Origin of the sequence: Levilactobacillus suantsaiihabitans (genome assembly GCF_004745505.1) — a bacterium.
GTDB classification, from domain to species: Bacteria; Bacillota; Bacilli; order Lactobacillales; family Lactobacillaceae; genus Levilactobacillus; species Levilactobacillus suantsaiihabitans.
Genome location: NZ_RKLX01000037.1, coordinates 1 through 6,395, shown reverse-complemented (window position 1 = coordinate 6,395; position 6,395 = coordinate 1). Strand labels below are relative to the sequence as shown.

The 6,395-nt window shown below is 36.0% G+C and carries 5 protein-coding genes and 2 pseudogenes; 5 read left to right on the top strand and 2 right to left on the bottom strand.

All coding sequences use genetic code 11. The features are described 5' to 3' along the window. Window positions 1-98 (top strand): annotated as a pseudogene (locus EGT51_RS12505) (IS30 family transposase); the annotation flags it as partial. A 354-nt stretch (window positions 99-452) separates the two neighbouring features. On the opposite strand, the pseudogene EGT51_RS12500 reads toward EGT51_RS12505, so the two are convergent. After that, window positions 453-662 (bottom strand): annotated as a pseudogene (locus tag EGT51_RS12500) (transposase); the annotation flags it as partial. Window positions 663-954: 292 nt separating this feature from the next. On the opposite strand from EGT51_RS12500, the gene EGT51_RS12495 reads away from it, so the two are divergent. From EGT51_RS12495 to EGT51_RS12480, 4 genes are all read left to right on the top strand, one after another. Beyond that, on the top strand, window positions 955-1,980 hold the full coding sequence (locus EGT51_RS12495; RefSeq protein WP_135368999.1) for an IS30 family transposase: 1,026 nt from the start codon (window positions 955-957) through the stop codon (window positions 1,978-1,980). 73 nt (window positions 1,981-2,053) lie between these two features. Next, window positions 2,054-2,929, top strand: coding sequence for a glycosyltransferase (locus EGT51_RS12490; RefSeq protein ID WP_225428751.1), 876 nt, complete (start codon window positions 2,054-2,056; stop codon window positions 2,927-2,929). A gap of 631 nt (window positions 2,930-3,560) precedes the next feature. Continuing rightward, window positions 3,561-4,739, top strand: a complete 1,179-nt coding sequence (locus tag EGT51_RS12485) for a glycosyltransferase WbsX family protein (RefSeq protein WP_135368998.1) — start codon at window positions 3,561-3,563, stop codon at window positions 4,737-4,739. A 12-nt stretch (window positions 4,740-4,751) separates the two neighbouring features. After that, entirely contained in the window at window positions 4,752-6,176 is a 1,425-nt protein-coding gene (locus tag EGT51_RS12480; RefSeq protein WP_135368997.1) for a flippase, read from the top strand. A gap of 132 nt (window positions 6,177-6,308) precedes the next feature. On the opposite strand, the gene EGT51_RS12475 is transcribed toward EGT51_RS12480, so the two are convergent. Beyond that, on the bottom strand, window positions 6,309-6,395 hold an 87-nt coding region (locus EGT51_RS12475), incomplete at its 5' end, for an IS3 family transposase (RefSeq protein ID WP_135369000.1).

Sequence of the window (6,395 nt, the reverse complement as noted above, 5' to 3'; positions counted from 1 at the left end):
ATGAGATCCTAGCAGCACTTGAACTAATTAATCAACGACCATTAAAAATACATCATCAACAGACTGCCATTGAAAGATTCCGGGCTTGTTCGGATTAAACTTGTAATTTGCCAAGTAAAAAAAATGGGCTAATTAAAAAAGTTAAATTCTTTATTTCTCTCTATGTCCCTGTAGTTATTGATATTAAGGTGAAATTTTCCAAATTAAAACGTTGAAGTCTATGGACCTGCTCCCGCCCTTTTAATATGTATTGAATTATAATTAGAATACTGCCTATTACGACATAACTTATAAAAGATTTAATCGATTTAATCACTATAAAAGGATGATAAAATAATTGAAAAGAATACTTGTTGAAGGATATGCTAATAGCAATTTAGGTGATGATTTATTCTTTACGTTAATGGTTAATAGATATCCAAAAAGTAAGTTTATATTTAATACGCGTGGTGCTAGTTCGTCATAAAATCAAAAAAGCCTAAATTGTATACCAATATCGTCAATTCAATCTTTAATTGAAAACCAAATAGACTACGGGTGAGATTGGTTTCAATCCCAAATTGCTGGGCTAAAATTGAAAAGCGTGACTCTATTGTCCGCCGTAACGCCTTGAGTTGACGCTTATTATGCTGTTTAGCACCTTTCATATTAGAACGATAAGGCGGAGAGCGTAAAATATCTTGTGTAAATGCATAAAAGATTTCTGAATTGTATAGAAATAGGGAATGCCTTCCCTTATGATATTTAGTAACCACAGAAAACATCACAGGAGGCATTCCCCATGAATGAACTTACCACAGAAATTATCGCTGCACTAGCCCAAAAGCAAGATTTGGAAGAAGTTTTTCGTCACGCCGGATTTACAATGTAAGTGCAACACCTAAATAACTAGACCAAAAGGCCATGAAGCCTTAAACTTATAAGTGACAAAACCAATAAGTTAGGACGGACTTCATGACCCAATCTAAAGATACCATCAAAAAATCTTATAAGCAACTATCAAGTGAGGAGCGTGGCCAAATCCAGAGTCTTTATGAAGATCATTATTCGATCAGAGCGATTGCTAAAAGATTAACCCGCGATCCCAGCACGATCAGCCGTGAAATCAAGCGCGGCACCGTGACGCAAATGTCCAGTTATGGCGTTTATACCCAGCGTTATTTTGCCGATAGCGGTCAAATTCAATACGAACAACGCCGTTTAAATTGCCATCGCAAAAGTCTACTCGAACATAATCCGGAATTTTTTAACCAATTGACCACTGCGCTTAAGGCTAAGTTCCGAGTGCACAGTGTAGATAGCTTTGTCGGTGCTTATAAACGTCACCATCCAGCTGAATATTGCCCCGCAACACCCACTGTTTATCGCTACATTGATCGCGGGTTACTAGCTGTCGCCAATATCGATTTACCACAACAGGTTAAGCGTCACCAAAAGCACAGTACTGGTCGTGTACGCCAAAATAAAAAGATCTTGGGGACTTCAATTGAACAGCGACCAGTAGCGGCTAATGATCGTTCTGAATTTGGTCATTGGGAAGGTGATTTAGTCAAAGGCAAGCGAACCAGCGATCAACCGGCACTGCTCACCCTAACTGAACGAATGACGCGCTACGAAGTCGTGATCAGAATCCCCAACTATCAGGCTGAAACCTGTAAGGCTGCAGTTCAACAGTTTGTGCATAAACTTGATGCTGAGGGGGTTAAGTCACTCACTTTTGATAATGGTGCAGAATTTTCTGCGCTGAGTGAGGTCACTGGGACCAACCTATATTTTGCTCATCCTTATACGCCGTCAGAACGGGGCAGTAACGAACAGCTTAATGGGCTACTAAGAGAATTTATCCCTAAAGGTCAATCAATTACCAGTTTCAGTGATGATCATATTAAGCAAGCGACCGCGGCACTTAACCAACGGCCACGTAAACTATTTGGTTATAAATCAGCCAATGAATTCATGGCTGAGCAGCTACTCGCATGACCACCACCTAGACCACTTATAAGTGAAGTTTAGCAAGTGTTGCACTTGATTTGACAATTCGGGTAGGACATGTATTGAATCAATTTTAGCTCAAACATATCGCAATGTTGAAGTCATTATAGTAAATGATGGTAGCACAGATCAGTCGCTAGCAGTAATTTCCGATTTAATCTGTAGTCATCACAATGTTAAGGTAATCAACCAAAAAAACCAAGGATTATCAGTAGCTCGGAACACTGGTATTGATGTGGCAACTGGTAAATATATAATTTTTGTAGATCCAGATGACAAAATTATGCCAGGCTTTGTTAGCTCGCTCTATCAAATTGCTGACAAAACAGAAGCTGACATTGTGCGTGGGTCATTTCGAGACTTTAATGGCAATATTCCTAAAGGTTGGGTTCCAGATTTCAATGTTCCAACCAATTGTGGGACAATAGTATTAGACCAATTCTTATCCAGCAACATATCTTTTGTAGTTTGGTTGAGTATCTATAGGCTAGATTTTATTAATAGTAATCATATACGATTTACGCCAGGGATTCTACTTGAGGATGTAGATTTTACAGCAAGAGCTTATATGCTCGCTAAGTTAGTTGCTACATCACCTGAACCAAATTATGCATATAGAATACGTCAAGGAAGTATATTAACAACAAACAATGCCCAAAAAATGTCCCTTTCAGAAGAAAAAATCATATCACAATTTATTAGTATGTTAAAACATGAAGAATCTGATGTTTTATGTAGTTTAATTCTAAAGTCTATTTATGCATTTATGAGAGATTGGACGAGAATTATTTTGAAGAATCACCTATCATTGGATAGGACGAACAGTTGTTTTGATACTGCTCTCACTCTAATAAAAGAAATAATAAATTCTAAGCCCTTAAAAGAAAAAATCAAATTTTTAACAAAGGTTATTATTATTAAGGTGAAAAACCATTAAGCCGTTAAACGAAAATACAAAGGGTTCATATACAATTATGTTAATTACGGATTTTTTATATCTTCAATGGGTTCATTAATCACTGAATTTGATTATCTTGTTTTAATGAATGTGAAGTCATTCGGTTAAGGGGAGTCTTTGATTTGTCTAGTTAGCTATCTGGACAGATGTTAAGTGTTAATTAAAGTGAAGGCAGATGAAAACTTATTAAAAGTTATTCTGCTTGATTAAGAATGGTAAGATTTCACCATCTAGATACTTTTATTAGAACTTAGGTGGACAGGAGAACCCAATTTTTAATCCTTCCTGTTATATAGTTTTTGTTTAATATTTTTCTGGAGGGCTATTAATGCAAATTGCAAAAAATTATCTTTATAATGCAATATGATTCTGATTCAATCCTTAAACATTTCTCAAAGTTTCGTTTTTAGAGTGTAGTACAGGTGAAAAATATGATAGATTGTGGAGATGGCAGTCGAGACAGTTCACACATTAGAAGTTTGCATGTTTTTGATATGATCAATTTATGTGGTCGTCATTGTGTGCTACTTGTTACCGATTGTGTTCCAGAGCTTGGACGACTCCACCTTTTACTAATGAATCTGAATTGTTTTTAGAAAGGAAACACGTTATGCTAAAAGTCATTGCCTTTTATTTACCACAGTTTCATTCAATTCCTTTGAATGATCAGGTTTGGGGAAAAGGATTCACGGAATGGAACAGTGTCAAATCAGCAAAACCATTGTTTGCTCAACATGATCAGCCGCGAGTACCTGAAAATAATAATTATTATAATTTGCTTGATGAGGAGACAATCTTATGGCAAACTCGGCTGGCTAAACAAAATAACGTTTATGGTTTTTGTATCTACCATTATTGGTTCAGTGGAACTTTATTGTTAAATAAGCCACTAGAATTATTACATAATTCAAAACAAATACATTTTCCGTATTGTATTTGTTGGGCCAATGAGTCATGGAAGAATGCGTGGACTGCCACTGACAAACCTGAAAGTTTCCTCGAGCAAAAATACGGTGACAAATTAGAGTGGAAAAAACATTTCGACTACTTACTGCAATTCTTCAAAGATGAAGATTATATTGTTGAAAATAATCGCCCACTTCTTGTAATTTATCGTCCAGAGTCCATTCCTAATTTGAATGAATCGCTCGAGTATTGGAATCAGCTTGCACGCGAAAATGGATTTGATGGGATAGAATATGCTTATCAACAGATTGAATTTGAACAAGACCCAGCAAGTGATGACTCAAAATTTACTTACTCGATTGAATATCAACCGAGATATGCATTGACTGACTTTGAGACAGAAAAAGAAGAGAGGCTGAGTGTCTCTAAAAAAATGAAACGCGATTTGAAAGCAGTTATTAAGAAAAACTGTTTAAAAATTGCGACAAAATTCTTTAAAAGATCAACCTCGAAATTTGTTGCATCTCATAAACAACGTGCGATCTCCAAAGGCCCAAAAATTTATAGTTATACTTCATTGATGGAAAAAGTCATACAACGGCATGCAACAAGTGAAAAATCAGTAGCAGGCATGTTCGTTGGTTATGATGATACGCCGCGTAAATCACGTCGGGGAATGGTGATGCAATCAAATCCAAAACTCTTTCGGGAGTATTTATTCAAGCAAGCCTACAACGTAAAGTATCATTATCAAAACGATTATCTTTTTATGTTCGCCTGGAATGAGTGGGGTGAGAGTGGCTACCTCGAACCAGATGAAGAATATGGTAAACAATACTTGTCTGTAATTAAGGATGTTGTTGACCAATACGAAGGCTTGTAAGGGAAGGCATATATGAAAGTATTAAAAAACTACCTGTGGAATGTTTTTTATCAAATATTTGCAATTTTAGTTCCATTCATTACCATACCGTATATTTCACGCGTATTAGGACCATCTGGGGTAGGTATAAACTCCTACACTAATTCTGTGGTTCAATATTTTATTTTGTTTGGTAGTGTCGGGGTAGGGTTTTACGGGAATCGACAGATTGCATTCGTTCGTGATGATAAAGAAGCACTTTCGGCAACGTTCTGGGAAATTCTAGTGATGAGAACTGTGACCCTGAGCATTTCGTTGGTCTTTTATATTATTTTTTCGCTATTTTATGTAAAGTATACGCCATTTCTTCTTGCTCAATCTATTTTGATCATTGCTGCCATGGCCGATATATCTTGGCTTTTTATGGGAATTGAAAATTTCAAAGTTACAGTTTTGCGAAATGTAATTGTCAAGATTATCTCTGTGGCTGCAATTTTTATATTTGTAAAAAATCACGGTGATACACTTTTATATATCGTCATTATTACAATATCGACACTCATCGGTAGTTTAACAATGTTTCCATATTTACGCTTTTATATTAAGAAACCGAGACTTACAATCAACGGCATTTTAAAGCATCTCTGGCCATCAATCGTATTATTTGTACCACAAATTGCGATTCAAATCTATGTTGTACTAAATAAAACTATGCTTGGCAATATGATTTCTACAGATGCGTCTGGTTTTTATGATAACTCCGATAAAGTTGTAAGAATGATTATAGCAGTTGTTACGGCAACCGGTACGGTGCTTCTTCCACACATTGCAAACCGTTTTTCAAAAGAAGGATTGGCGGGTACACACAGAATCTTTCAATTTTCTTTTGATTTTGTTTCATTTATATCTGTGCCACTATGTTTTGGGCTTGCGGCAGTTGCAAACAAATTTTCTATCTTGTTCTTTGGACCAGGCTTCGGAGTTTTAGGTTCTTTGATGATGATTGAATCTCTTGCTGCACTGTTTATTTCTTGGGATAATGCTATTGGCATGCAGTACTTAATACCAACGCAACAAACTCGTGCATATACCTTTGCTGTTTCTGTGGGAGCAGCTATCAATGTCTTGTTTAATATTCCGTTGATACTTTTATATGGCGTACAAGGATCCATGATTGCAACCGTATGCTCCGAGCTCGGAGTGACGGCTTGTATGTTATTCTCGATTCGTAAACAAATGAAAATCCGTTCTCTTTTTGATAATGTTCCGAAGTACTTATTTTCTGGATTAATTATGTTTATTGTTGTTTACTTGGTAGACCGAAAATTATCAACTACTTGGATGAGTCTTATTATCGAAGTGATCATTGGTGGCGTAGTCTATGGTGTTTTCCTAGTTTTATCTCGACCAACTATTTTTGGAAGAATAAGCAACTTTTTAAAGAATGAAAACAATTAATTATTTACAGTTGTTCTATTCTATGAGTATTTGTATCAATTCGGAATATTTTCATTAATAACATTTTATTTTTCGGCGAGAGGATGATAAAAACGAATTATGCTCCTATGTCAATAAATGGCACATCTTTTTCTAAACACTCGTTCTAATTCTGTCGGAATTAAACCAACTGATGTAATTTGAGGTTCGGATTACCAAGTCCTCAAAATTGGAAAAAGT

Bases quoted from the DNA above. Each gene is read 5' to 3' on its own strand.
- EGT51_RS12485 (WP_135368998.1), top strand. From the start codon at position 3,561: ATGCTAAAAGTCATTGCCTTTTATTTACCACAGTTTCATTCAATTCCT.
- EGT51_RS12495 (WP_135368999.1), top strand. From the start codon at position 955: ATGACCCAATCTAAAGATACCATCAAAAAATCTTATAAGCAACTATCA.
- EGT51_RS12480 (WP_135368997.1), top strand. From the start codon at position 4,752: ATGAAAGTATTAAAAAACTACCTGTGGAATGTTTTTTATCAAATATTT.